We start from the raw sequence: 21,763 nt of genomic DNA, 5'->3' as shown, positions 1-21,763 counted from the left end.
TTCGCTGAAACTGCGAACGCGGCCGCGGGACTTGGCGGTCCGCATCTCCGCATGCCGCGGTTCTCATCAGGCAGGCAGACGGCTACCCGCGCGCTGGGCGATACGCCGGCTCCGCCACCGACTAGGCCGCGTCCAGCGCCTCGGACAGCCGCTCGACCGCGATCACTTCCATCTCGCCGATACGGCCGCCGCGCGGGGCGTTGCCCTTGGGCACGATGGCGCGCTTGAAGCCGTGCGTCGCGGCTTCTTTCAAACGGTCTTCGCCGTTGGGCACCGGGCGGATCTCGCCGGACAGGCCGACCTCGCCGAAGGCCACGGTCTGCTCGGCCAGCGGCTGGTCGCGCAGCGACGACAGCACCGCCAGCAGCAGCGGCAGATCGACCGCGGTTTCCTGCACGCGGATGCCGCCGACCACGTTGACGAACACGTCCTGGTCGCCGACCACGATGCCGCCGTGCCGATGCAGCACGGCCAGCAGCATCGCCAGGCGGTTCTGTTCCATGCCGACCGCCACCCGGCGCGGGTTGGACAGCGGCGAGGCATCGACCAGCGCCTGCACTTCCACCAGCAGCGGGCGGGTGCCTTCGCGGGTCACCATCACGCAGCTGCCCGGCTGCGGGCTGCGGCTGCCGGAGAGGAAGATCGCGGACGGATTGGGCACCTCGCGCAGGCCTTTGTCGCTCATCGCGAACACGCCGAGCTCGTTGACCGCGCCGAAGCGGTTCTTGAACGCGCGCAGCACGCGGAAGCGGCTGCCGCTCTCGCCTTCGAAATACAGCACCGCATCGACCATGTGCTCGAGCACGCGCGGGCCGGCGATGCCGCCCTCCTTGGTGACGTGGCCGACCAGGAACACCGCGGTGCCGGTCTCCTTGGCGTAACGCACCAGGCGCGCGGCGCTTTCGCGCACCTGGCTGACCGAACCGGGCGCGGCGGCGAGTTGTTCCGTCCACAGGGTCTGCACCGAGTCGGCGACGATCAGCGCCGGCTTCATCCTGGATGCGTGTTCGAGAATGCGCTCGACCCCGGTCTCGGCCAGCGCGTGCACGCCGTCCAGCGGCAAGCCCAGGCGCGAGGCGCGGCCGGCGACCTGCGACAGCGATTCCTCGCCGGTGACGTACAGGCCCGGCAGGGTCTGGGCCATGCGCGTGATCGCCTGCAGCAGCAAGGTGGATTTGCCGATGCCCGGATCGCCGCCGACCAGCACCACCGCACCGTGCACCAGACCGCCGCCGAGCACCCGGTCGAACTCGCCGATGCCGGTGCTGACCCGCGATTCCTCGCTGTGGCTGACGTCCTTGAGCGCGGTGACCGCGGGCGCGTCGGCGCGGCCGGCCCAACTGCTGCGGCGGCTGGCGGCGACCCCGCCGGCGCCGGCCTTGGCCGCCGGTTCGACCACGAATTCGCTGAGCGTGTTCCAGGCGCCGCATTCGCCGCACTGGCCCTGCCACTTGCTGTAGTCGGCGCCGCACTCGGAGCACACGTAGGCGGTGCGGGCCTTGGTGGCAGCGGATTTGGCGGGCGGTTTGGAAAGATTGGACACGGCGGGCGGCACTGCGATGGAGCGGAACCGCACTGTAGCGGCTGCCGGTCGCATCGTGCGAGACGTGGCGGCGCTGTCGCGGCAAAGTCCTACATTGCGCCGCGCGGTGCCGGCGGGTCGGCAGGCGCCGCGTAAGCCGCGACCGCGAAACACGCCTGCGGTGCAGGCCGAGATCGCCATCGCGGCTTACGCCGCGTCTGCCGCCGGACTGGGGCCCGGCCATCCCGACGCAAGTCGGCACGAAGCCGTCTGGGCCCGGTCACCGCGCTGGCCGGCGTTTACCCCCGGCCAACGGATTCATCCGCGCGTCGGCATCAGGCCGCCATCGGCCGGTCCGGACGGTGCTGCTCGGGATAGATCGCATACAGATGCTGCTGCGGCCGCGCCAGCAAGCCGCCGACGTCGTTCGCCGCGACGATGCTGTAGCCGCGCGCATCGATATCGTTCGCGATCGCGTGCCAGTCCAGCTTCGGCATGGCCATCGCGGTATCGATGGTCCAGCCGAAACGCAATGCGCCCAGCGCCTTCATCTCGTCCAGGGGCAGCCAACTGTCGGCAGGCGCCACCACGAACCCCTCATCCTCGCCCACCACGAATACGTCTACGCGCATTTTCGTCACTGCCTTTGCTGTTGATCCGCAAGCCGGCGCATGGTGTCGATCGGCCTGATAAAAAATAGTGAAAAAGGAATGGCGAATTGGTGAAGACGCCGCCGCCGCGTAGTTTGGGTTCACCTTCTATGCACGCCGATGACAAGCGCCGGGTTAGGCAAAGTTTGTATGAAGGCGGTCGCATTGGCTGCGATTGGGGCGGTGGGAGCCTTGGCGGCGCGTTTCGGTAGTATCGGGCGACATCGAAACCGACCTTCTCGGCGGCGGGGTGCGGGACACGGACGAATTCAACAAGCACGTCGCCGATATGAACGCGCTCGGACGCGTCGGCTCGCCGGACGATAGCGGACCGATGATCGCCAGCCTGTTATCCGAGCTGAACCGCTGGATGAACACGCAGCGGATCGGAGTAACGGGCATTCGGGAGATCTGGTTGGCCGAGTCACGCCCCACCAGTCGGGGCGATTTCGTATTCGCCGCGAATATCTAGCCGACCTGCGCTTTAACCAGATAACCGATCACATACATGATCAGCCAGATGGAACCGAAGGTGATCGGTGCGGCCAGAAGCACGCGCCATCCCCATCCGGTGCGCGCGCCAGGCACGGCGCCCTGCAATCCGGCCACGATGTAGACGGATCGGTTGCCGATGTAGATCGAGAGCAACACGGCCAGTGCATACGACGCATACGTCAACAAGCCGCTGCTGAACTTCGCGCCGACATAACCCACGGCGGCGACCAGGGTGGTCCACTCGACGATCCGGAACACTTCTTCGGAAAAGTGCTTGAGCTTGGCGTCGAAGCCGATTTCCTTGTAACGACCTGCCCAATCCTTGATCTCGCCGTTCATGAGCGCTTCCCTTTTAGGCCGTGAACCGATTGAACATAACGGACCTGGCGTCTTGCACCGGCCATAACGTCGTTCGAAATCTCAGATGCGCAGGCAATCAAGCCGCTTCGGCTTGAACAAGCGCTCAGCCCTGGGCAAGCGCGCTGACCATCACGTAGTACCCGTCCGGATCGCGAAGCGCGAACTCCTGCGTTCCGGTGCTGGGATTTAAATGCGGCTCTTCTTCCAGCTTGGACGCGAGCGACCGCGCCCTGAGCAGCGCCGGCTCGAAATCGTCCACGCGGAAAAACAAGATGAGCCCGTTACCGGGTTCGGCGCGCTCGGGGCTGGCCAAGGGCGGGTGTTCGTGATCGCCCCATCGATGCAGGCAGATCAACACCGTCCCGTCCGTGTCCAGGATCTGCCCGAAGTAATCGTGCGCCGGAGCGGTGAGCGCCTGGCCGAACAACGACTGATACCAACCGAAGCTGCGAGCGACATCGGCGACGCCGATGATGGTCCACGTGCGTTTCATGGTTCCTCCTCGGTCTCACATCTGTGAACTGTCAGAGACGACGCCAGCCGAGGCCGGTTTCAGGCCGGCGCTGGGGCAGTAAGCAACCCATACAACGCCGTCTTTCTTAGCAGAATTCACCCGTGCAAATCGGACCGGCGGCACGTGCCCGCCGATCCGTGCGCCGATCTCAGCGCCGCACGACGGACCAGCCGCTCGGATAGTCCGGCATCGGCACGCCGATGAAACTCGCGCCCTGCGATTGCCACAACTGCATCGCGCTGCCGTTGGTCCAGACGATATCGGTGCGTCCGTCGCCGGTGAAATCACCGGTCTGCGCCACGCGCCAATCCACGCCGGGCAGGTAACCCTCGCTGGATACGTATGCGCCGCCGTCCATATGCCATATCGCGAAATGGCCCGACACCGGATAACGCCACATCAGATCGGCCTTGCCGTCGCCGTCGACGTCGCCGGTCGCGGCCAGCTCCCAACCTTGCGGATAGTCCCGCATCGTCTCGCCGTCGAAGGCCAGGCCCGTGCCGGCCTTCCACAACTGCATCTGCACGCCGTCGGTCCAAACCACATCTAGTCGGCCGTCGCCGTTGAAATCGCCGCTGCCGGCGACCCACCACTGCGGGCCGGTCGAGTACCCGGCGCTGTCGATCACCTGCGCGCCCTGCATCACCCACAGCGCGACCGAGATGTTGGCCTCGTCGCGCCACAGCAGATCGGCCTTGCCGTCGCCGTTGACGTCGCCCGCCGCCACCACGCGCCAGCCGCTCGGATAGTCGCGCATCTGGGTGCCGACGAAACCGCCCTTGCCGTCGCCTTCCCACAACTGCATCTGCGCGCCGTTGGTCCAGATTACATCGAGCTTGCGATCGCCCTGGAAATCGCCGGTCGCCAGAACCCTCCAATCCGCCCCCACCGCATGGCCGATGCCTTCGACGACATCGCCGCCGTCCATGCGCCAGATCGCCAGATTCTCGCGGGCGTCGTCGCGCCATAGCAGGTCGGATTTACGGTCGTCGTTGATGTCGCTGGAGGACGGCGGTACGCAGCCCTTCCCGTGCAGGGCCCAAAATCCGGCTCCGCCGGCGACAGTCACGTCGGTGCAGCCGTCGCCGTTGAGATCGCCTATGGCCATACTGGAAGCGCTGAACCACGCGGAAGCTAACGGGTTCTGGAGCTTGAGATACACCGGATCAGCCAATTCGCCCTCGCGCTGCAGGTAAAAACCGATGCTTCGTGTGGAGGTGACACCGACCAACAGATCCTGCCGCCCGTCACGATCCAGATCGGCAATCTCCAGATCCTCAGCTGGCGCCGCAACCGGATAGACAACATCCGAGCCCAGCACTCCGTCTTCGCTCTGCAGGAATACGTGAATCTTGCTGTCGGGCGGCGACAGCGTACCGGTGGCGGCCAGATCGTCGCGGCCATCGCCGTTGAGATCGCCGGCGGCCAGATACAGGACTGGGGCGCTGCTGTCGATCGCATACGGCGCCTGGAAACCGCCGACGCCATCGTTGAGAAATACCTTGACCGGATACGACCACGATTGGCCGGCGGCATCGAATTCGTCGAAACGGATCGCCAGATCGGGCAGACCGTCGTGATTGAAATCGCCTCCGGCCATCGAGCGGGCTTTTTGTACGTCGCCGGCATTCACCGCGCCGGTCACCAGGGCGATTTCTTCCGCGACCCCACCCTGCCCGTCGCCCTTGAACACGATCAAGCGGCTGCCCGGCGTGGCTGGCTGGTCGCTGCCGGCCGCGCTGTAGTGAGTCACGATGTCCATCGTGCCGTCGCCATCGACGTCGATCAGGCGAGCGGGAACGTCGGCGGTCAAGCCCGCAGTTGGTGTGTAGGTGCTGACGGCCGGCATAGCGTCGCTGCCGTATAGCAGGATGTCGAACGATTTCTTCGAGGTGATCACCAGGTCCTGCCGGCCGTCGTGATTTACATCGGCCATGCCGGTGCCGAGGAATGACGCTGCCAGCGTGGGCACAGGCGCGCGCAGATACTCGCTAGTGCCGTCGGAATTTTGCCGAGTCACCTCGGCGTCAAACCTGATCGGGCCAAAACCATTAAGGACGAGAGAGGCGATGTCCGCGCGACCGTCCCCATTGATATCGCCAACTTCCGTGGCTCTCCACGACGTCGGGTACTCGAAGATGCTGACGTAAGCCCTTGCAATCTCAAGCGAGTAGCGAGACGGCGGCGATTGCGCGGGCGCGGCATGCGCACCTGCGAGGCAAAGCAACGTCACAGCACCAAATACCTTGGAATATCGCTTCGCTCTCATCTTCGCTCCCTCGAGAAGTGCTGCCGCTCGGTATGTTTCGACCGTGTATCGCGCCGCGGTAAATACCGCTCCATGCGACTGTTCTGCGCGGATCATAGAGCTTCCGTCGCCGGGTTGGACCGTATTATTTCTTGTGGGTCGCGGGCGGTGCCGGGTGGCGCGCTGGTTGCTCAGTGGCTGAAACAAAAAAGGCGGGATTGAGGTGATGTCCGCGTGGCTTTTTTGGCTGGGCCGGGCTGTCAGTTGGATCAGCGCTCGGGCGATTGAGACCGCTGTGCGTAACGGCTAAAAGAGAGCCCCGTGGGTAGCAGGGCTTTCCATTGGTCCGGCGTCGGGGGCTTAGAGAAAAAACCTCGCGGCTGGCGGGGTTTTCTTTTCCGGGAAGGTGCTGGCCGTTGGGCCGGCGCGCGGGCTGTTAGGCCCTTAAAGAAAAAGCCCCGCGGGTGGCGGGGCTTTCTTTTTCCGGGAAGGTGCCGGCCGTTGGATCGTTGGCCGGGCGGTTGTTTTCTTCTCGGGATTACGTGGTGCCGGAAATAGGAATCGAACCTACGACCTACGCATTACGAATGCGCCGCTCTACCAACTGAGCTATTCCGGCGAAGGATCGCAATTCTAGGCGGCCGGCCCCCGGGCGGTCAATTCAGACTTGTACTGGACAGCGGCGGCGGCCTCCGCCGACGCCGCGCAGCTACGATCCGCGTCTTCTGCGCATAGTCTCCGCGAGGGCCCGCAAGGCCGCTCTTGCGCCCTGCGCGCAGCATGACGGCGATATCATCCGCCTCATGCACCCCATCCTCGCCGCCTGCGCCGATGCGCTGATCTTCGTTCTCCTGTCCTGGGGGCTGTGGCGCCTGCTCGGCCGCTCGGTGCCGCTGGCGGTGCTGCCGATCGTGATCGGGCTGGTGTTGGCCGCCAGCGGCTGGCTGCCGCCGGAGCTGGGCGTGCCGTCGGCCATCGGCGACAAGCTCGGCTGGGTCGGCGTGCTGGCGCTGGCGTTCAGCGCGGGGCTGGAGACGCGGCAAAGTCACTACCGGCCGCAGCCGGAGGCCGAGGCGACGCCGGCGGCGCCCACGCCGGCCGCGGGGCCGGTGCGGGCGCGACGGTCGGTCTCGCGTTTCGCCCTCAGCGCCGGGTTGGCCCTGGTCCTGCCGTTCGCGGTGGGCACCCTCGCCGCCTACGGCTATTTCAACCAACTGCCCGGCTGGACCGCGCCGCGCGGCGGCGGCTGGCTGGGCGCGGTCGCGATCGGGCTGTGCGTGGCGGTCAGCGCGCTGCCGGTGCTGATCGGGATCGTGCGCGAGCTCGGGCCGCTGCATCGGCCGCTGACCCAGGTCGCGCTGGCGATCGCGGTGGTGGACGACGCGGTGCTGTGGATCGGGCTGGCGGTGCTGCTGTTCCTCGCCGAAGGCACCGGCCTGAGCGGCTGGGGCGGGCTGGATGCCTTGGCGGTGGCGACCATGATCGCGCTGGCGACGCTGGGCGCGTGGCTGCATCGCCGCTATCCCTCGCCGCCGCGCGCGGCGGTGTGGCTGGCGCTGCCGCTGTATCTGGCCGCCGGCGCGTGGGCGAGTTCGCAACTGGGCCTGCACGCCTTGCTGGGCGCGTATTTCGCCGGCGCGGTGCTGGCGCCGAGCTGGGCGCGGCAATTGCCGCTGGAACGCCTGGGCGGCTATGCGCTGATCGGCCTGGCGCCGCTGTTCTTCGGTCACAGCGGCCTGCGCATCGATGGCGACGTGCTGGGCTGGGCCTCGCTGCAAGCGGCGCTGGCGCTGCTGCTGGTGTCGGTCGCGGCCAAGCTGGCGGCGTTGCTGATGTGCCCGCCGATCGCCCGCCTGCCGCGGCGTGAGGCCCTGGCCGTCGGCGCGCTGCTGCAGTGCAAGGGGCTGATGGAAATCGTCGCGGCGACGATCCTGCGCGACAAAGGCCTGTTGTCGGAACACGCCTTCGCCGCGCTGGTGACGCTGGCGGTGCTATCGACGGTGCTGACCGGTCCGCTGTTCCGCTGGATGCTGCGCGGCCGCCGCGCGGCGGCGCAGGCGCGATACGAATACGTGTGAAGTCGCGTCGGCAGGGGCTGGCCCGGCCGACGCGCGAAGCCTTTAGCCGACCAGTTGCAGGCGCAGTTCTTTCGGCAGCGCGAACACCATGTTTTCCGGCTCGCCGTCGAGTTCGCCGACGTGCTGCGCGCCGAGTTCGCGCAGGCGCTCGATCACTCCGCGCACCAGCACTTCCGGCGCCGATGCGCCGGCGGTGACACCGATGCGCTTGCGTCCCACCACCCACTGCGGATCGATTTCGACCGCGCCGTCGATCAGGTAGGCCTGCACGCCTTCGCGCTCGGACAGCTCGCGCAGGCGGTTGGAGTTGGAGCTGTTGATCGAGCCGACCACCAGGACCAGATCGCATTTGGCCGCCAGTTCGCGCACCGCGTCCTGGCGATTTTGCGTGGCATAGCAGATGTCGTCGTGACGCGGGCCCTGGATCGCAGGGTACTTGCCACGCAGCGCTTCGATCACGCTGCGGGTGTCGTCCACGGACAAAGTGGTCTGCGTGGTGTAAGCGAGGTTTTCCGGCTGATCGACCTGCAGGCGCGCGACGTCTTCCGCGTCCTCGACCAGGTAGATCCGGCCCAGGCCGGCTTCGCGCCGCCACTGGCCCATGGTGCCTTCGACTTCCGGATGGCCGGCGTGGCCGATCAGGATCACATCGCGGCCGGCGCGGCAGTGGCGCGAAACTTCCAGGTGCACCTTGGTGACCAGCGGACAGGTCGCGTCGAACACCTTGAGCTGGCGTCGTTCGGCTTCTTCGCGCACGGCCTTGGACACGCCGTGGGCGCTGAAGATCACGGTCGCGCCGTCGGGGACTTCGTCGAGTTCTTCCACGAAGATCGCGCCGCGATGCTTGAGGTCATCGACGACGAAACGGTTGTGCACGACTTCATGGCGCACGTAGATCGGCGCACCGAGGGTTTCGATGGCGCGCTTGACGATTTCAATCGCGCGATCGACGCCGGCGCAGAAGCCGCGGGGGTTGGCTAGCAGGACGTCCATGGAACGCGATTGTACTCCTGTGGCGGAAAAGCGGCCGTGATGCAGGCCGTACACGGGCGGCGCGACGGGCTGGAGGCTGCGAAGGGGCCGCAGCGGCCGAGACCCGGCGCTGCGCGCTGGACCTGTGCGCCGTCGCGGCCCGGATCGTTCAGGCCCGGACGAGCCGGGCGCAGCCGCTCAGGCCTTGCCCTCGCCCGCCCGCCGCTTGGCGTCGGCGCGGCTCGGGAACAGGCCGTAGATGGCGATGCCGATCGCGCCGGCGACGATCGCCGAGTCGGCGATGTTGAACGAAGGCCAGTGGTAATCGCCCACGTACCACTGGATGAAATCGACCACGTGGCCGTGCAGCATGCGGTCGATCACGTTGCCGATGGCGCCGCCTATCACCAGGGCGAAGGGCAACGCCGATTTCCAGTCGCCGCGCTCGGTCCGTGCCAGCCAGCGCGCCAGCAGGCCGCTGATCGCCACCGCCAGGACCATGAAGAAATACTTCTGCCAGCCGCCGGCGTCGCTGAGGAAGCTGAAGGCCGCGCCGGTGTTGTAGCTGCGATACCAGTTCCAGAAGCCGTCGATCACCGGCACCGGCGTGTACTCGGGGAGCGATGCCAGCACCCAGGCCTTGCTGAGCTGGTCGAGCACGATCACCACGACCGAGACGATCAGCCATACGAGCGCGTTCTTGCCGGGTTTGCTTGCGGTATCGATCATCGGGCCTGGGGTCTGCGAAGAAAAGAATGGAACCGGAACGCGCGCGGCCTTAACGCCGCGCGCGGGTGCGCGCAACTCAGAACCAGTGACGGTCCTCGCCCGGGCCTGCGACATTGCTCACGCAACGGCCGCACAGGTCCGGATGCTGCTCGTCCACGCCGACATCGGCGCGGTAATGCCAGCAGCGCACGCACTTGGTCTTGCCGGTGCGCGCGGCGAGCACGGCGATGTCCTTGATGTCGTCGTCGGCGATCACTTCCACATCGCCGCTGATGAACAAGAAGCGCAGCTCATCGGCCAGCGGCGCCAGCCAGTTCTGATCGGCGACGCCGCAGCGCAGCGAGATCTCCGCTTCCAGCGCGGCGCCGATCTGGCCGGCGGCGCGCATCGGCTCCAGGGTCTTGGCGACGCTGTCGCGCAGGCCGAGCAGGCGCTTGAAGTCTTCATCGGACAACACCGCGTCGGCCGGCAACAAGGCCAGACCGTCGTACCAGGTGGTGAACAGCACGTTGTCTTCGCGCGGGCCGTGCTCGGTGTTGGCCGGCAGGTGGCGCCACATTTCGTCGGCGGTGAACGCCAGGATCGGCGCGATCCAGCGCACGAAGCCTTCCGCGATGCGGTACATCGCGCTCTGCGCCGAACGCCGGCCGCGCGAGTTTTCCTGCATCGTGTACAGGCGGTCCTTGGTCACGTCCAGGTACAGCGAACCCAGATCGACGCTGCAGAAATTCGACAGCGCCTGCACGATTTCGGCGAAGTCGTAACGCTCGTAGGCCGAGGCGATGCGGTCCTGCAGCTCGGCGGCGCGATGCACGATCCAGCGATCCAGCGCGACCATCTCGTCCAGGCCGACCAGATCGCGGGTGGGATCGAACCCGCTCAGATTGCCCAGCAGGAAGCGCGCGGTGTTGCGGATGCGGCGATAGACATCGGCGTTCTGCTTGAGGATCTTGTCGGAGACCGTCATCTCGTTGCGGAACTCGGTCGATGCCACCCACAGGCGCAGCACGTCCGCGCCCAGGGTGTCGGTGACCTTCTCCGGCGCGAGCGCGTTGAACATCGACTTGGACATCTTCTTGCCGTGCTCGTCCACGGTGAAGCCGTGGGTCAGCACTTGTCGGTACGGCGCCGCGCCGTCCATCGCCACGCCGCTGAGCAGCGCGCTGTGGAACCAGCCGCGATGCTGGTCGGAGCCTTCCAGGTACAGATCGGCCGGCTTGCGCAGGCCGTCCTGCGGACGCTGCGCGAGCACGCACTCGTGGCTGGTGCCCGAGTCGAACCAGACATCCAGAATGTCGTTGACCTTCTCGTAGTTGCCGGCTTCATCGCCCAGCAATTGTTCGGCGGTCATCGCATACCAGGCGTCGGCACCCTCGCGTTCGACCGCGTCGGCGACCTGGCGCATGATCTCGACCGTGCGCGGATGCGGCTGGCCGCTTTCGCGATCGAAGAACAGCGCGATCGGCACGCCCCAGTAGCGCTGGCGCGAGATCGTCCAGTCCGGACGGCCCTCGATCATGTTGTAGATGCGCGCCTCGCCCCAGCCCGGTACCCACGACACGCCGCCGATCGCGTCGAGCGCGTCGCGGCGCAGCCCGGCCTGATCCATCGAGATGAACCACTGCGGCGTGGCGCGGAACACCACCGGCGTCTTGTGGCGCCAGCAGTGCGGATAGCTGTGCTTGAGCCGGCCCGACGCCAACAGCACGTCGTGCGCCTTGAGCACTTCCAGGATGATCGGATCGACCTTGAAGATATGCACGCCGGCCAGCGCGTGCTGATCGGCCGGCGGCGTCGACGGCAGATACAGGCCGCGCCCATCGACCGGATTGAACTGCGCCGGCGTGTAGTGATCCAGCAGGCCGTACTTCAGCGCGACCGCATAGTCTTCCTGGCCGTGACCGGGCGCGTTGTGGACGATGCCGGTACCGTCTTCGGCCGACACGTAGCTGTCCACCAGCACCGGCAGTTCGCGCTCGGCGTAAAACGGATGCTGCAGGCGCTGGCCTTCGAGTTCGACGCCACGCGCGCGGCCGTGCACGACCACGTCTTCGATGCCGTAGCGCTTGAGCGCCTTGGCCGCGAGCGCCTCGGCCAGCACCAGCAAGCGGCGGCCTCCGTCGGCGCGCTGCGGGCCGTCTACCAGCACGTAGTCGAGCTCCGGGCCGACGGTGACCGACAGGCTGGCCGGCAGCGTCCACGGCGTGGTGGTCCAGATCGGCACCGCGATCAGAGTGTCGTCGTCGATCGCCGCGCCGAACAGCGCCGCGAGCGAGCGCGCGTGCTTGGCGACGTAGCCGACATCGATCTGGGTGGATTCCTTGTCCTGGTATTCGATCTCCGCCTCGGCCAGCGCCGAGCCGCAGTCGAAGCACCAGTGCACCGGCTTGGAGCCGCGCAGCAGATGGCCGCGTTCGACGATCTTCGCCAGCGAACGCATGATGTCCGCCTCGTAGCGGAAATCCATGGTGCGGTACGGGTTGTCCCAATCGCCGGTCACGCCCAGGCGCTTGAAGCCGCGGCGCTGCAGGTCGATCTGGGTGGTGGCGTATTCGCGGCACTTGGCGCGGAACGCGGCGGCGTCGAGCTTGTCGCCGACCTTGCCGAATTCCTTCTCGACCTTGTGCTCGATCGGCAGGCCGTGGCAATCCCAGCCCGGCACGTAGGGCGCGTCGAAGCCGGCCAGCAGCTTGGACTTGACCACGATGTCCTTGAGCACCTTGTTGACCGCGTGGCCGACGTGGATCTCGCCGTTCGCGTACGGCGGGCCGTCGTGCAGGACGAAGCTGCGCTCGCGGCCGCCGGTCTTTTCGCGAATTCGCTGATACAGACCTTCGCTCTCCCAGCGCGCCAGGGTTTCCGGCTCGCGCTTGGGCAGATCGCCGCGCATCGGGAAGTCGGTCTCCGGCAGCAACAAGGTGGCCTTGTACGGATTGCCGGGGGCGGATTGGCTCGGGTCGTTGGTCACAGCGGGTCTCAGGCAGTTTTCTCGGCCGCGCTTGCGGCTTGAGCTGGCGACGTAGACGCACGTCGAGGGTCGTGTTGCGAAACAGGCGATGCGTACGGCGGCCGGCGCTGCGCATCGAGGTGCAGCAGCTCGCGCGCTTGCGCGGCGTCGCGGTGCATCTGCGTGGTCAGCGAGGCCAGGTCGGGGAACTTGAGCTCGGCGCGCAGGTGGGCGACGAATTCGACCTCGATCCTGCGACCGTACAGGTCGCCGTCGAAATCGAACAGATGCGCTTCCAGCAGCGGCTCCACCCCGGCCACGGTCGGCCGCGTGCCCAGGCTCGACACCGACGGCCAGGGCCGATCGCCGACGCCGTGCACCCAGGTGGCGTAGATGCCGGACAAGGCCGGAGTCCTGCCGCCGAAACGCAGGTTGGCGGTCGGAAAGCCCAGGGTGCGGCCGAGCTGCTTGCCGTGCACGACGTGGCCGCCGATCGCGTACGGGCGGCCGAGCAGCCGCGCCGCGGCGGTGAAATCGCCGGCCAGGATGGTTTCGCGAATGCGGGTGCTGGACACGCGCTCGCCGTCCAGGTGCACCGGTTCGATTTCGTGCGCGCTGAAGCCGGCGCTTTCGCCCATGCGCCGCAGCAGCGCGATATCGCCGCCGCGCGCCTTGCCGAAACGGAACTCCGGGCCGACCCAGACTTCGCGCGCGGCCAGTCGCCGGACCAGCACGCGCTCGACGAATTCTTCCGCGCTCAGGCTGCTCAACCGTTTGTTGAAACGCAGCAGGCCGACCTGGTCGGCATCCAGCGCCAACAGGCCCTCGGCCTTGGCGCGCGGCAACAGCAGCCGCGGCGGCGGCGCGCCGGGGGCGAAGAACTCACGCGGCAACGGTTCGAAACTCAGCGCCACCGCGGGCAAGCCCAGCGCGTGCGCGCGCGAAACCGTGTGGCGCACCAGCGCGCGATGCCCGAGATGCAGGCCATCGAAGGCGCCGATACAGACCACACTGCCGTGCGGGCAACGCGGCCCGCTATCGACGTCACGAAACAGCCTGCTCATTAATATTCTGGCGTGGGATCCCGGGCGAACCCGGGACATGCTCGAAGGATGAATAAGGAAGTATAGCCGCCGCCCGCAAGTCTCAACGGCACCGGCAACGGTCAATCGCCGACGATGGCGGCGGCGGGCCGCCATCGCCGCGGCGTTGGCCTCAGTGGCCGCGCAGATCGCGCAGGCGGATGCCCTGCAGCCACAGCAGCGCGCCGTAGGCGCCGCCACCGGCGCCGACCACCACCGCCAGCTTGATCAGGCGCTCCCACCACGGCCACACGGTCCAGTCCTGCCACAGCCACAGCAGGCTCAGCACCACCACCGTCATGGCCACGCTGGCCACGCCGATCTGGCGCAGAAACCGGCCCCAGCCCGGCTGGCGCCGATAGACCTTGGCCCGGCGCAGATACCAGGCCAGTTGCAGCGCATTGGTCCAGCCGGCGATCGCGATCGCCGCCGCCAGACAGGCGTGCGCGCCGGGGATTTCGCCCAGGGCTTCGCGCGGATCGCCGCCGGTCTTGGCCAGCGCGACCTGGCCGGCGTCGGTCAGGTACAGCACCGCCAGCAGCAGGAGCACGGTCGAAGCCAGGTTCACCAGCACCGACACCACCGCCGACTTGACCGGGGTCTTGGTGTCCTGGCGCGAATAGAACGCCGGCGCCAGCACTTTCACCAGCAAGAACGCCGGCACCGCGGTGGATTGCGCCATCAGGCTCAGGCGGATCATCTCGGTGTCGTGCGCATGCAGCCGTCCGTACTGGAACAGGGCCGCGATCAGGGCCTCGGCGCACAGCACCAGCCCCAGGCAGGCCGGCACGCCGATCAGCAGGCACAGGCGGAAACCCCAATCCAGCCCCTTCGAATAGCCGTCGGTGTCGGTGGCGGCATGGCGCTTGGACAAGTGCGGCAGGATTACCGTGCCGATCGCCACGCCGAACATGCCCAGCGGGAATTCGAGCAAGCGGTCGGTCAGGTACAGCCAGCTCACGCTGCCGACGATCAGGAACGAGGCCAGCGCCGTGTTCAGCAGCAGATTGACCTGGGCCACCGATGAGCCGAACAAGGTCGGCACCATCAGCCGCATGATCTTGCGCACGCCCTGGTGCGCCCCGCCCCAGCGCGGCCGCGGCAGCAGCCCGAGCTTGGCCAGCGCCGGCAACTGGAACGCCAGTTGCAAGATGCCGGCGAAGAACACGCCCCAGGCCAGCGCCAGCACCGGGTTGACGTTGAACGGCTGGGTCAGCGGCACCGAACACACCGCCGCGGCGATCATCGAGATGTTCAGCAGCACCGGCGACAGGGCCGGGATCGCGAATTTCTCGTAGCTGTTGAGGATGCCGCCGGCCAGCGAGGCCAGCGAGATGAACAAGGCGTACGGGAAGGTGATCTGCAGCATTTCGGTGGCCAGCCGGTACTGCTCGCTCAGCGGGTCCCAGCCCGGGGCGAACAACTGCATGACCCAGGGCGCGGCCAGCACCACCACCGCCGTCATCGTCAGCAGCGCGGCGGTCAGGGTGCCGGTGACCCGATCGACCAGTTCCTTGACCGCGGCGTGGTCCTGTTTTTCCTTGTACTCGGCCAGGACCGGCACGAAGGCCATCGAGAACGAGCCCTCGGCCGAGATCCGGCGCATGAAGTTCGGAATCCTGAACGCGATGAAGAACGCGTCCATGGCCGGACTGGCGCCGAACTGCCAGGCGTACACTTGGTCGCGGACCAGCCCCGAGACCCGCGAGATCAGGGTCATGGCGCTGAAAATGACCGAGGAGCGCAACAAACCGCCGCCCTTACTCATCCCGCGCCTCCAGCCAGTTGACCCAACCCACTGAATCGGCCATACTTTTGGGTCTGATTTTCCGCAACTGCGAATTGAACCGCTTTTTCAACCGTAGTTCCTCGCTTAGTTTCTTCAACGCTTAACAGCCTAAATTTTTCAGGAATCCACCCGTGGCAAACATCAAGTCCGCCAAGAAGCGCGCCAAGCAGACTGTCGTGCGTAACGCCCGCAACGCCAGTCAGCGTTCGATGCTGCGTACCGCCGTCAAGAAGGTGCTCAAGGCCCTCGGCGAGAACGACGCCGCCGGTGCCAAGTCCGCGTTCGACGTCGCTCAGCCGATCCTCGACCGTTTCAGCTCCCGTGGCCTGATCCACAAGAACAAGGCCGCCCGCCACAAGAGCCGTCTGACGGCCCGCATCAAGGCGCTGTCCGCCGCCTGATACGCAGTCCGCAAGGACTTGTGCATGCAAAAGCCCGGCTTCGGCCGGGCTTTTGTTTGCGTGCGTGTTTTGTCCGGCGCAGGCGCGCGCCCCTGCCCGCGCGGCGGCGCGGGAGACGGATGCGGAACGGGAGTGGTCGTGCGGCACGTCGCGCATGATCGGCGCGAGGTGTGAAGTCAGATTGAAGCCGCGAGCGCCGGCGCTGCGGCGCATTGCGCGCCGCGAGCCGATGACGATGCGATAACGCCGAGCCCGCGGCTCAGGGCACATGTTCGCCGGCAGCGTTCGCCGCTTCCAGGGCGTCCGCGCGCTGACGGTCGAAGAACGCCATCACGTCCTGCATGATCGGGAACGTGCCGTCGCGGCTGATGGCCGAGACCAGATACCAGCGATCGGTCCAGCCCAGTTCGTCGATGATCGCCTTCGCCGCCGCCTGCTGCTCTTCTTCCAGCAGCAGATCGGCCTTGTTGAGCACCAGCCAACGCGGCTTGGCCAGCAATTCGGGATCGTGCTTGCGCAGCTCGTTCTCGATCGCCCGCACCTGCTCGGCCGGACTCACGCCCTCGACCCCGCCTTCCATCGGCGCGATATCGACCAGGTGCAACAGCAGACGCGTGCGCTGCAGATGGCGTAGGAACTGCGCGCCCAGGCCGGCGCCGTCGGCCGCGCCCTCGATCAGGCCGGGAATGTCCGCGATCACGAAGCTGCGATGCGCTTCGACGCTGACCACGCCCAGGTTCGGATACAAGGTGGTGAACGGATAGTCCGCGACCTTCGGCGTCGCCGCCGAGACCGCGCGGATCAGCGTGCTCTTGCCCGCGTTCGGGAAGCCGAGCAGGCCGACATCGGCCAGCAGCTTCAACTCCAGCTTGAGCTCGCGCTCCTCGCCCGGCAGGCCCGGCAGGGCCTTGCGCGGCGTGCGGTTGACCGAGCTCTTGAAATGCATGTTGCCCAGGCCGCCCTTGCCGCCGCGCGCGACCAGCAGACGGTCGCCGTGCGCGGTCAGGTCGCCGATGATTTCGTCGGTTTCCACGTTGGTGACCACGGTACCGACCGGCACGGTGATGACCAGATCTTCGCCGCCCTTGCCGTAGGCTTGGCGACCCATGCCGTTCTCGCCGCGCTGAGCGCGGAACTGCTTTTGATGGCGGAAATCGACCAGGGTGTTGACGTTCTCGTCGGCGACGATGAACACGCTGCCGCCGCTGCCGCCGTCGCCGCCGTCCGGCCCGCCCAGCGGAATGTACTTCTCGCGACGGAAGCCGATGCAGCCGTTGCCGCCGTTGCCGGCGATGACCTGGATTTCTGCTTCGTCTACGAGTTTCATAAGAGCCGGGAATGGGGAATCGGAAATGGGGAATCGGTACAGCAGTTCGACATGATTTTAACGCCTTGCGCCTGAGTCGCCGAGAACGGAAGTGATAGTCGGCTCAACGATTCCCGACTCCCCATTCCCGATTCCCGGCGTACAAACGAAAAGCCCCGCCGAAGCGGGGCTCCTCGCAGGACATCGCGCCGGAATTACTCGGCGGCGACGACGCTGACGGTGCGACGCTTCTTCAGGCCCTTGGTCGAGAACTCGACCTTGCCATCGACCAGCGCGAACAGCGTGTGGTCGCGACCGAGGCCGACGCCGGCGCCCGGATGGAACTGGGTGCCGCGCTGACGCACGATGATGTTGCCCGCTTCGATGGCCTGACCGCCGTAGATCTTCACGCCCAGGTACTTCGGGTTGGAGTCGCGGCCGTTGCGGGTGGAACCTACGCCCTTTTTATGTGCCATGGCTGCTGCTCCTTACTTGTTGTCACCACCGGCGATGCCGGTGATTTCGATTTCGGTGTAGTGCTGACGGTGGCCCATCTGCTTGCGATGGTGCTTACGGCGGCGGAACTTGACGATGCGCACCTTGTCGGCGCGGCCGTGGCCGACGACCTTCGCGGTGACGCTGGCGCCCTTGAGCGCGTCGCCGAGCTTCACGCCTTCGCCGTCGCCGAGCATCAGGACGGTATCGAACTTGATTTCGCTGCCGGCTTCGACATCGAGCAGCTCGACGCGGAGCGTCTCGCCTTGCATCACGCGGTATTGCTTACCGCCGGTGACCAGTACTGCGTACATGACCAGATTCCTCTGTAGTTATTTTTGGTCCTGCCGGCGCCCAACTGCGGGCGGACAGAAGCGGAATTGTAGGGACTTCAGCGAGTTACGGCAACTATGGGGAAGTCGCGCGGGCGGCGGGCCCGGCCTGGGGGTTGTGGCCGGACCGGGTGGCGGCGCTGTCCGCCGTGAATTCGGCATTTAAAATCAAATAGTTACATCAATTCTGGGTCGATCCGAGGCATTCAGGGCAGATCTCGGCGCGCCAGCCCGACTTCGGCCCGGCCCCGGCCCGGCTTCGTCCGCCGGCCCGGAGGAGCATGGCCGGCAGGCCGGCGAACGACGCTGGACGGCCGGCTGGGCGCCGGCTCGGCTACCGGCGCGGGATGATCACCGCCTGCAGGCTCCAAAATCGCAACACCGGTTCCGGCACCTCAGGAAATCTAAACAACCCGCCCTTGTTCGCTTCGCCTTTGCTCGTCATTCCCGCGAACGCGGGAATCCAGTGACTTTGACGTGGTCGCACGAAAGCCGCTGGATTCCCGCGTTCGCGGGAATGACGGCAATCGTCGGAAGGTCGATGGCCGTCGTATTCAACCCGCAGGCTCGTATCGAAAGGCGCATTCGAGACCATGACGACGATCTCGATCCACTGCCGCAGCCGCGAACACATCGACAAACATCGCCGATGCACACGCACGCATCGCGCCGCTCCAAACACGTTTCGCCCCTGCAACACCGCAAGTTCCCAACGCGTGAAGCCTCTTCACCCCGACAGCGCAAAAATCGCGCCGCGTCGCAAAGCTGCGGAAGAATCGTGTAGCAGTTCATAAAAACCGCAGACGCGCCCGCTAAAAATAGGCCGACTCAGTTCACAGTTCTGAAAGAAACCTGATCGAGCGTGAAAATCGCCGCGCCCCGCGGCCAAGCCGCCCAGATCGATAAAAACCGCTGATTTTCCAGGCCCTGCCGCCAGCATCGAAAATCGCACCATCTGTATGCATTGTGCGTGTATGTGCGCTCAGTCGCATTCATGCGGCTATCACAGCTTCGATGACACTTGCACGCACCGGGCGCGCTCAATTAGTTTCGAACGCGAGCGACTTGCAGGGGGTCGCGCGACAAGGAACAGCCGCATCGATGCGCAGCGTATGCGACGCATGCGCGCCAGGATGAGGCGGTCGCGTTCTTCGGGGATTTCCTGCATGTGGTTTGCAGTCGTCGGTCAAACCGGTTTACGGCGCAGCGGCTTTGCCGCGCGCAATCGGATGCACGTGTTCTTGTTTTCCATGTCGCCGCGCGCGCATGGAAACGGGAGAGTGCGTCCGCGATCCAACCCTGCAGCACGCCGGCGCCGATGCGCGCCGGGCGCGCTGCGCAAGGAAGTCCCGCGGAGGTAGAACGGCACGCCTGCCGCGGACCAAGGCCCGACGCTAAACAGGGGATGCGAAGGGGATCATGCGAAACGAAGGATCAAGGATGTTTGTCATGACTCGCAAAGCACGTTCGATGAAATGGACCGCTCTGGCGCTGGCGACGGCGGCGATTATCGCGCCGGTGGCCTACTCCAGCGGTAAGTTCCAAGCCGTCAACAAGGCGCATGTGGCCAAGGTGGTCGCGCCCAAGGCAGCCGCCAAGCAGGCCGCCGCCGAAACTCATAACCGCTTCATCATCACCCGCGCCGCCGGCGCCTCCAGCAAGGCCGCCGTTTCCAGCAGCCAGCTCTATTCCAAGGCCGCCAGCACGCTCGGCCTGGGCATCATGCCGCTGCGCACGCTCGCCACCGGCTCGAACCTGATCAAGACCGATACCGCGCTCGACGCCGCCGCGACGAAGGAACTGGCGATCGAGTTGATGAAGCAGGACCCGAGCATCATCGAAGTCATTCCCGACACGCTGAAGCACAAGACGATGGTCCCCAACGACCCCGCCTATGCGCAGCAGTGGCATTACAAGAACGGCCCCGGCGGCCTGAACCTCGAACCGGCCTGGGACATCGCCACCGGCGACGGCATCGTGGTCGCGGTGCTCGACACCGGCATCACCCCGCACAGCGATCTCAACGCCAACATCATTCCGGGCTACGACTTCATCGTCGATCCGGAAGTCAGCGTCGACGGCGACGGCCGCGATGCGGATCCGAACGATCCGGGCGACTGGCACGACGGCGAATGCGATCTGTTCGGCCAGCCCGACGACAGCAGCTGGCACGGCACCCACGTGGCCGGCACCATCGCCGCGGTGACCAACAACGCCACCGGCGTGGCCGGCGTCGCGCACGGCGCCAAGGTTCAGCCGGTACGCGTGCTCGGCAAGTGCGGCGGCTACACCTCCGACATCATCGACGCGGTGACCTGGGCCTCCGGCGGCAGCGTCGCGGGCGTGCCGGACAACACCACCCCGGCCGAAGTCATCAACCTCAGCCTCGGCGGCAGCGGCGCTTGCTCGGCGGCCGAACAGGTGGCCTTCGCCGGCGCCCGTTCGCGCGGCACCACGGTGGTCATCGCCGCGGGCAACTCCGGCGGCGACGTCGCCAACTTCTCGCCCGCCAACTGCGACAACGTGATCGCGGTGTCCGCGGTCGGTCCGACCGGCGCGCTGGCCAGCTACTCCAACTTCGGTCCCAAGGTCGATGTCGCCGCTCCCGGCGGTACCGGCGTGGTGCCGGCGGCCGACAACATCCTGTCCACCCTGAACCTGGGCGCGCACGAACAAGCGGGCGAAGGTTATGCGTGGATGGCCGGCACCTCGATGGCGGCGCCGCACGTCGCCGGCGTGGTCGCGCTGATGCAGTCGGCGGTGACCACGCCGAAGACCCCGGCCGAGATCGAGAAGATCCTGGTCAACACCGCCCACGTCGGCGGTCAGCCGGGCGGCTGCAGCTTCGCCAACTGGTGCGGCGCGGGCATCGTCGATGCGCGTTACGCCGTCGCCGTGGCCAAGGGCACCGAACCGCTGCCGCCCGATCCGGTCCCGCCGGAACCGGAACCGGCGATCGAGCTGGAAAACGGCGTCACCGTGACCAACATCGAAGTCGGCGCCAACGGCATCATCAAGTACCAGCTGCTGGTTCCGAACGGCGCGTCGAACCTGTTGTTCGCCATGTACGGCGGCACCGGCGACTCGGACATCTACGTCAAGTACGGCGCGGAACCGACCAGCACGTCCTACGACTGCCGTCCGTTCACCTCGTCCAACAACGAGACCTGCTTCTTCCCGACCCCGCAGGGCGGCGTGTGGTACGTCCAGGTCAAGGGCTACCGCGCTTCGGCCGGCATGTCGCTGTACCCCAGCTTCGTCGACGCCAACTATCCGCGTCGCGTCGAAGCCAAGGCCAGCGCCATGTCCAACCACCGCACCTCGGTGAACCTGTCGTGGGAGAAGGGCAAGAAGAACATCGACGTGTACCGCAACGGCGCGATCCTCAAGACCGTGCGCAACACCGGCGCCAACACCGATACCTTCCGCATCATCGGCAGCGGCACCATGAGCTACAAGCTGTGCAACAACGGTACGCAGGAATGCGCTGATCCGGTTTCGATCACGTACAACTCCAGCCGCTGATAGCAGCGTAAGCAAGGACGAAGGGCCCGGTGTGCCGGGCCCTTTGTTTTTCTGAGGGTTGCCGCGGCGGATTCGTTCGCCGGTTTGCCGTTCGTGATTGCCGCGAAAGCGGGCATCGGCGGGCATCGGCGGGCTTCGCGGGTTTTCGCGCGAGAGACGCGGGATTGCCGCGTTCGCGGGAATGACGAGCGAAGAAGCACGCAATCTGGCATCGAATTCGCCGGAACTTGAGGCCCGCTTTCGCACTCCACTGTCGGTGGCCGCGTGCAACGCCGCCTCGCACGCACCGCATCACCTCGTTTCCCCCCAAGCCCCATC

At 66.4% G+C, this 21,763-nt stretch carries 19 protein-coding genes and 1 tRNA gene; 4 read left to right on the top strand and 16 right to left on the bottom strand.

Annotation, left to right across the window (positions count from 1 at the left end):
• Positions 1–121: 121 nt before the first annotated feature.
• Positions 122–1,543, bottom strand: coding sequence for a DNA repair protein RadA (gene radA / locus AB4Y92_RS16485; protein WP_441820634.1), 1,422 nt, complete (start codon positions 1,541–1,543; stop codon positions 122–124).
• Positions 1,544–1,857: 314 nt separating this feature from the next.
• A complete protein-coding gene (locus AB4Y92_RS16480) occupies positions 1,858–2,154 on the bottom strand; it encodes a hypothetical protein (protein ID WP_441820633.1) in 297 nt (98 codons plus the stop codon).
• A 193-nt stretch (positions 2,155–2,347) separates the two neighbouring features.
• Between AB4Y92_RS16480 and AB4Y92_RS16475 the strand changes: the two genes are divergently transcribed.
• A complete protein-coding gene (locus AB4Y92_RS16475) occupies positions 2,348–2,644 on the top strand; it encodes a hypothetical protein (protein WP_441820632.1) in 297 nt (98 codons plus the stop codon).
• Here the strand turns inward: AB4Y92_RS16475 and AB4Y92_RS16470 are convergent.
• The 4 genes from AB4Y92_RS16470 to AB4Y92_RS16455 form a co-directional block, all read right to left on the bottom strand.
• On the bottom strand, positions 2,641–3,006 hold the full coding sequence (locus AB4Y92_RS16470; RefSeq protein WP_441820631.1) for a hypothetical protein: 366 nt from the start codon (positions 3,004–3,006) through the stop codon (positions 2,641–2,643). The genes AB4Y92_RS16475 and AB4Y92_RS16470 overlap by 4 nt on opposite strands.
• A gap of 124 nt (positions 3,007–3,130) precedes the next feature.
• On the bottom strand, positions 3,131–3,520 hold the full coding sequence (locus AB4Y92_RS16465; protein WP_441820630.1) for a VOC family protein: 390 nt from the start codon (positions 3,518–3,520) through the stop codon (positions 3,131–3,133).
• 169 nt (positions 3,521–3,689) lie between these two features.
• The gene (locus tag AB4Y92_RS16460; RefSeq protein ID WP_441820629.1) at positions 3,690–5,477 is read right to left on the bottom strand and encodes an FG-GAP repeat domain-containing protein; all 1,788 of its coding nucleotides are present in this window, start codon (positions 5,475–5,477) and stop codon (positions 3,690–3,692) included.
• An 855-nt stretch (positions 5,478–6,332) separates the two neighbouring features.
• Positions 6,333–6,408, bottom strand: a tRNA-Thr gene (locus tag AB4Y92_RS16455).
• Between the two features lie 184 nt (positions 6,409–6,592).
• Here AB4Y92_RS16455 and AB4Y92_RS16450 point away from each other — a divergent pair.
• Positions 6,593–7,867: a cation:proton antiporter gene (locus tag AB4Y92_RS16450; RefSeq protein ID WP_441820628.1), complete on the top strand. Its 1,275-nt coding sequence runs from the start codon at positions 6,593–6,595 to the stop codon at positions 7,865–7,867.
• A 42-nt stretch (positions 7,868–7,909) separates the two neighbouring features.
• Here the strand turns inward: AB4Y92_RS16450 and ispH are convergent, their stop codons facing one another.
• The 5 genes from ispH to murJ all read right to left on the bottom strand — a co-directional run bounded on the left by ispH (position 7,910) and on the right by murJ (position 15,365).
• Positions 7,910–8,860 (bottom strand): 4-hydroxy-3-methylbut-2-enyl diphosphate reductase, encoded by a 951-nt coding sequence (ispH, locus tag AB4Y92_RS16445; protein ID WP_057943500.1) that lies wholly within the window; start codon positions 8,858–8,860, stop codon positions 7,910–7,912.
• Between the two features lie 177 nt (positions 8,861–9,037).
• A complete protein-coding gene (lspA, locus tag AB4Y92_RS16440) occupies positions 9,038–9,568 on the bottom strand; it encodes a signal peptidase II (protein WP_441820627.1) in 531 nt (176 codons plus the stop codon).
• A 76-nt stretch (positions 9,569–9,644) separates the two neighbouring features.
• A complete protein-coding gene (ileS, locus tag AB4Y92_RS16435) occupies positions 9,645–12,458 on the bottom strand; it encodes an isoleucine--tRNA ligase (RefSeq protein WP_441820687.1) in 2,814 nt (937 codons plus the stop codon).
• 86 nt (positions 12,459–12,544) lie between these two features.
• Positions 12,545–13,579 carry a bifunctional riboflavin kinase/FAD synthetase gene (locus tag AB4Y92_RS16430; RefSeq protein WP_441820626.1) on the bottom strand — a complete coding sequence of 345 codons (1,035 nt, stop codon included), beginning with the start codon at positions 13,577–13,579 and terminating at the stop codon, positions 12,545–12,547.
• A 151-nt stretch (positions 13,580–13,730) separates the two neighbouring features.
• The gene (gene murJ, locus AB4Y92_RS16425; RefSeq protein WP_441820625.1) at positions 13,731–15,365 is read right to left on the bottom strand and encodes a murein biosynthesis integral membrane protein MurJ; all 1,635 of its coding nucleotides are present in this window, start codon (positions 15,363–15,365) and stop codon (positions 13,731–13,733) included.
• Between the two features lie 152 nt (positions 15,366–15,517).
• On the opposite strand from murJ, the gene rpsT reads away from it, so the two are divergent.
• Positions 15,518–15,787, top strand: coding sequence for a 30S ribosomal protein S20 (gene rpsT, locus AB4Y92_RS16420; protein WP_055910472.1), 270 nt, complete (start codon positions 15,518–15,520; stop codon positions 15,785–15,787).
• A gap of 259 nt (positions 15,788–16,046) precedes the next feature.
• Here the strand turns inward: rpsT and cgtA are convergent, their stop codons facing one another.
• The 5 genes from cgtA to AB4Y92_RS16395 form a co-directional block, all read right to left on the bottom strand.
• Complete coding sequence (cgtA, locus tag AB4Y92_RS16415) at positions 16,047–17,114, bottom strand: Obg family GTPase CgtA (protein ID WP_441820624.1); 1,068 nt, start codon at positions 17,112–17,114, stop codon at positions 16,047–16,049.
• Positions 17,115–17,308: 194 nt separating this feature from the next.
• Positions 17,309–17,569, bottom strand: coding sequence for a 50S ribosomal protein L27 (gene rpmA / locus AB4Y92_RS16410; RefSeq protein ID WP_031371911.1), 261 nt, complete (start codon positions 17,567–17,569; stop codon positions 17,309–17,311).
• Between the two features lie 12 nt (positions 17,570–17,581).
• Positions 17,582–17,902 (bottom strand): 50S ribosomal protein L21, encoded by a 321-nt coding sequence (gene rplU / locus AB4Y92_RS16405; RefSeq protein ID WP_036113830.1) that lies wholly within the window; start codon positions 17,900–17,902, stop codon positions 17,582–17,584.
• Positions 17,903–18,254: 352 nt separating this feature from the next.
• Entirely contained in the window at positions 18,255–18,554 is a 300-nt protein-coding gene (locus AB4Y92_RS16400; RefSeq protein ID WP_441820623.1) for a hypothetical protein, read from the bottom strand.
• A gap of 93 nt (positions 18,555–18,647) precedes the next feature.
• Positions 18,648–18,875, bottom strand: coding sequence for a hypothetical protein (locus AB4Y92_RS16395; protein ID WP_441820622.1), 228 nt, complete (start codon positions 18,873–18,875; stop codon positions 18,648–18,650).
• 494 nt (positions 18,876–19,369) lie between these two features.
• Between AB4Y92_RS16395 and AB4Y92_RS16390 the strand changes: the two genes are divergently transcribed.
• On the top strand, positions 19,370–21,445 hold the full coding sequence (locus tag AB4Y92_RS16390) for a S8 family peptidase (protein WP_441820621.1): 2,076 nt from the start codon (positions 19,370–19,372) through the stop codon (positions 21,443–21,445).
• Positions 21,446–21,763: the final 318 nt, after the last annotated feature.

It is taken from the genome of Lysobacter sp. TAB13 (genome assembly GCF_052113885.1).
Classification (GTDB): domain Bacteria; phylum Pseudomonadota; class Gammaproteobacteria; order Xanthomonadales; family Xanthomonadaceae; genus Lysobacter; species Lysobacter gummosus.
Note: the sequence above shows the minus strand (reverse complement) of the source record. Positions and strands in the feature narration are given on the sequence as shown.

Coding starts and splice junctions, on each gene's coding strand:
- AB4Y92_RS16480 (WP_441820633.1), bottom strand. CDS start 2,154: ATGCGCGTAGACGTATTCGTGGTGGGCGAGGATGAGGGGTTCGTGGTG.
- AB4Y92_RS16470 (WP_441820631.1), bottom strand. CDS start 3,006: ATGAACGGCGAGATCAAGGATTGGGCAGGTCGTTACAAGGAAATCGGC.
- AB4Y92_RS16465 (WP_441820630.1), bottom strand. CDS start 3,520: ATGAAACGCACGTGGACCATCATCGGCGTCGCCGATGTCGCTCGCAGC.
- AB4Y92_RS16460 (WP_441820629.1), bottom strand. CDS start 5,477: ATGGCCGATGTAAATCACGACGGCCGGCAGGACCTGGTGATCACCTCG.
- AB4Y92_RS16450 (WP_441820628.1), top strand. CDS start 6,593: ATGCACCCCATCCTCGCCGCCTGCGCCGATGCGCTGATCTTCGTTCTC.
- ispH (WP_057943500.1), bottom strand. CDS start 8,860: ATGGACGTCCTGCTAGCCAACCCCCGCGGCTTCTGCGCCGGCGTCGAT.
- lspA (WP_441820627.1), bottom strand. CDS start 9,568: ATGATCGATACCGCAAGCAAACCCGGCAAGAACGCGCTCGTATGGCTG.
- ileS (WP_441820687.1), bottom strand. CDS start 12,458: ATGCGCGGCGATCTGCCCAAGCGCGAGCCGGAAACCCTGGCGCGCTGG.
- AB4Y92_RS16430 (WP_441820626.1), bottom strand. CDS start 13,579: ATGAGCAGGCTGTTTCGTGACGTCGATAGCGGGCCGCGTTGCCCGCAC.
- murJ (WP_441820625.1), bottom strand. CDS start 15,365: ATGAGTAAGGGCGGCGGTTTGTTGCGCTCCTCGGTCATTTTCAGCGCC.
- cgtA (WP_441820624.1), bottom strand. CDS start 17,114: ATGAAACTCGTAGACGAAGCAGAAATCCAGGTCATCGCCGGCAACGGC.
- rpmA (WP_031371911.1), bottom strand. CDS start 17,569: ATGGCACATAAAAAGGGCGTAGGTTCCACCCGCAACGGCCGCGACTCC.
- rplU (WP_036113830.1), bottom strand. CDS start 17,902: ATGTACGCAGTACTGGTCACCGGCGGTAAGCAATACCGCGTGATGCAA.
- AB4Y92_RS16400 (WP_441820623.1), bottom strand. CDS start 18,554: ATGTGTTCGCGGCTGCGGCAGTGGATCGAGATCGTCGTCATGGTCTCG.
- AB4Y92_RS16395 (WP_441820622.1), bottom strand. CDS start 18,875: ATGGTGCGATTTTCGATGCTGGCGGCAGGGCCTGGAAAATCAGCGGTT.
- AB4Y92_RS16390 (WP_441820621.1), top strand. CDS start 19,370: ATGACTCGCAAAGCACGTTCGATGAAATGGACCGCTCTGGCGCTGGCG.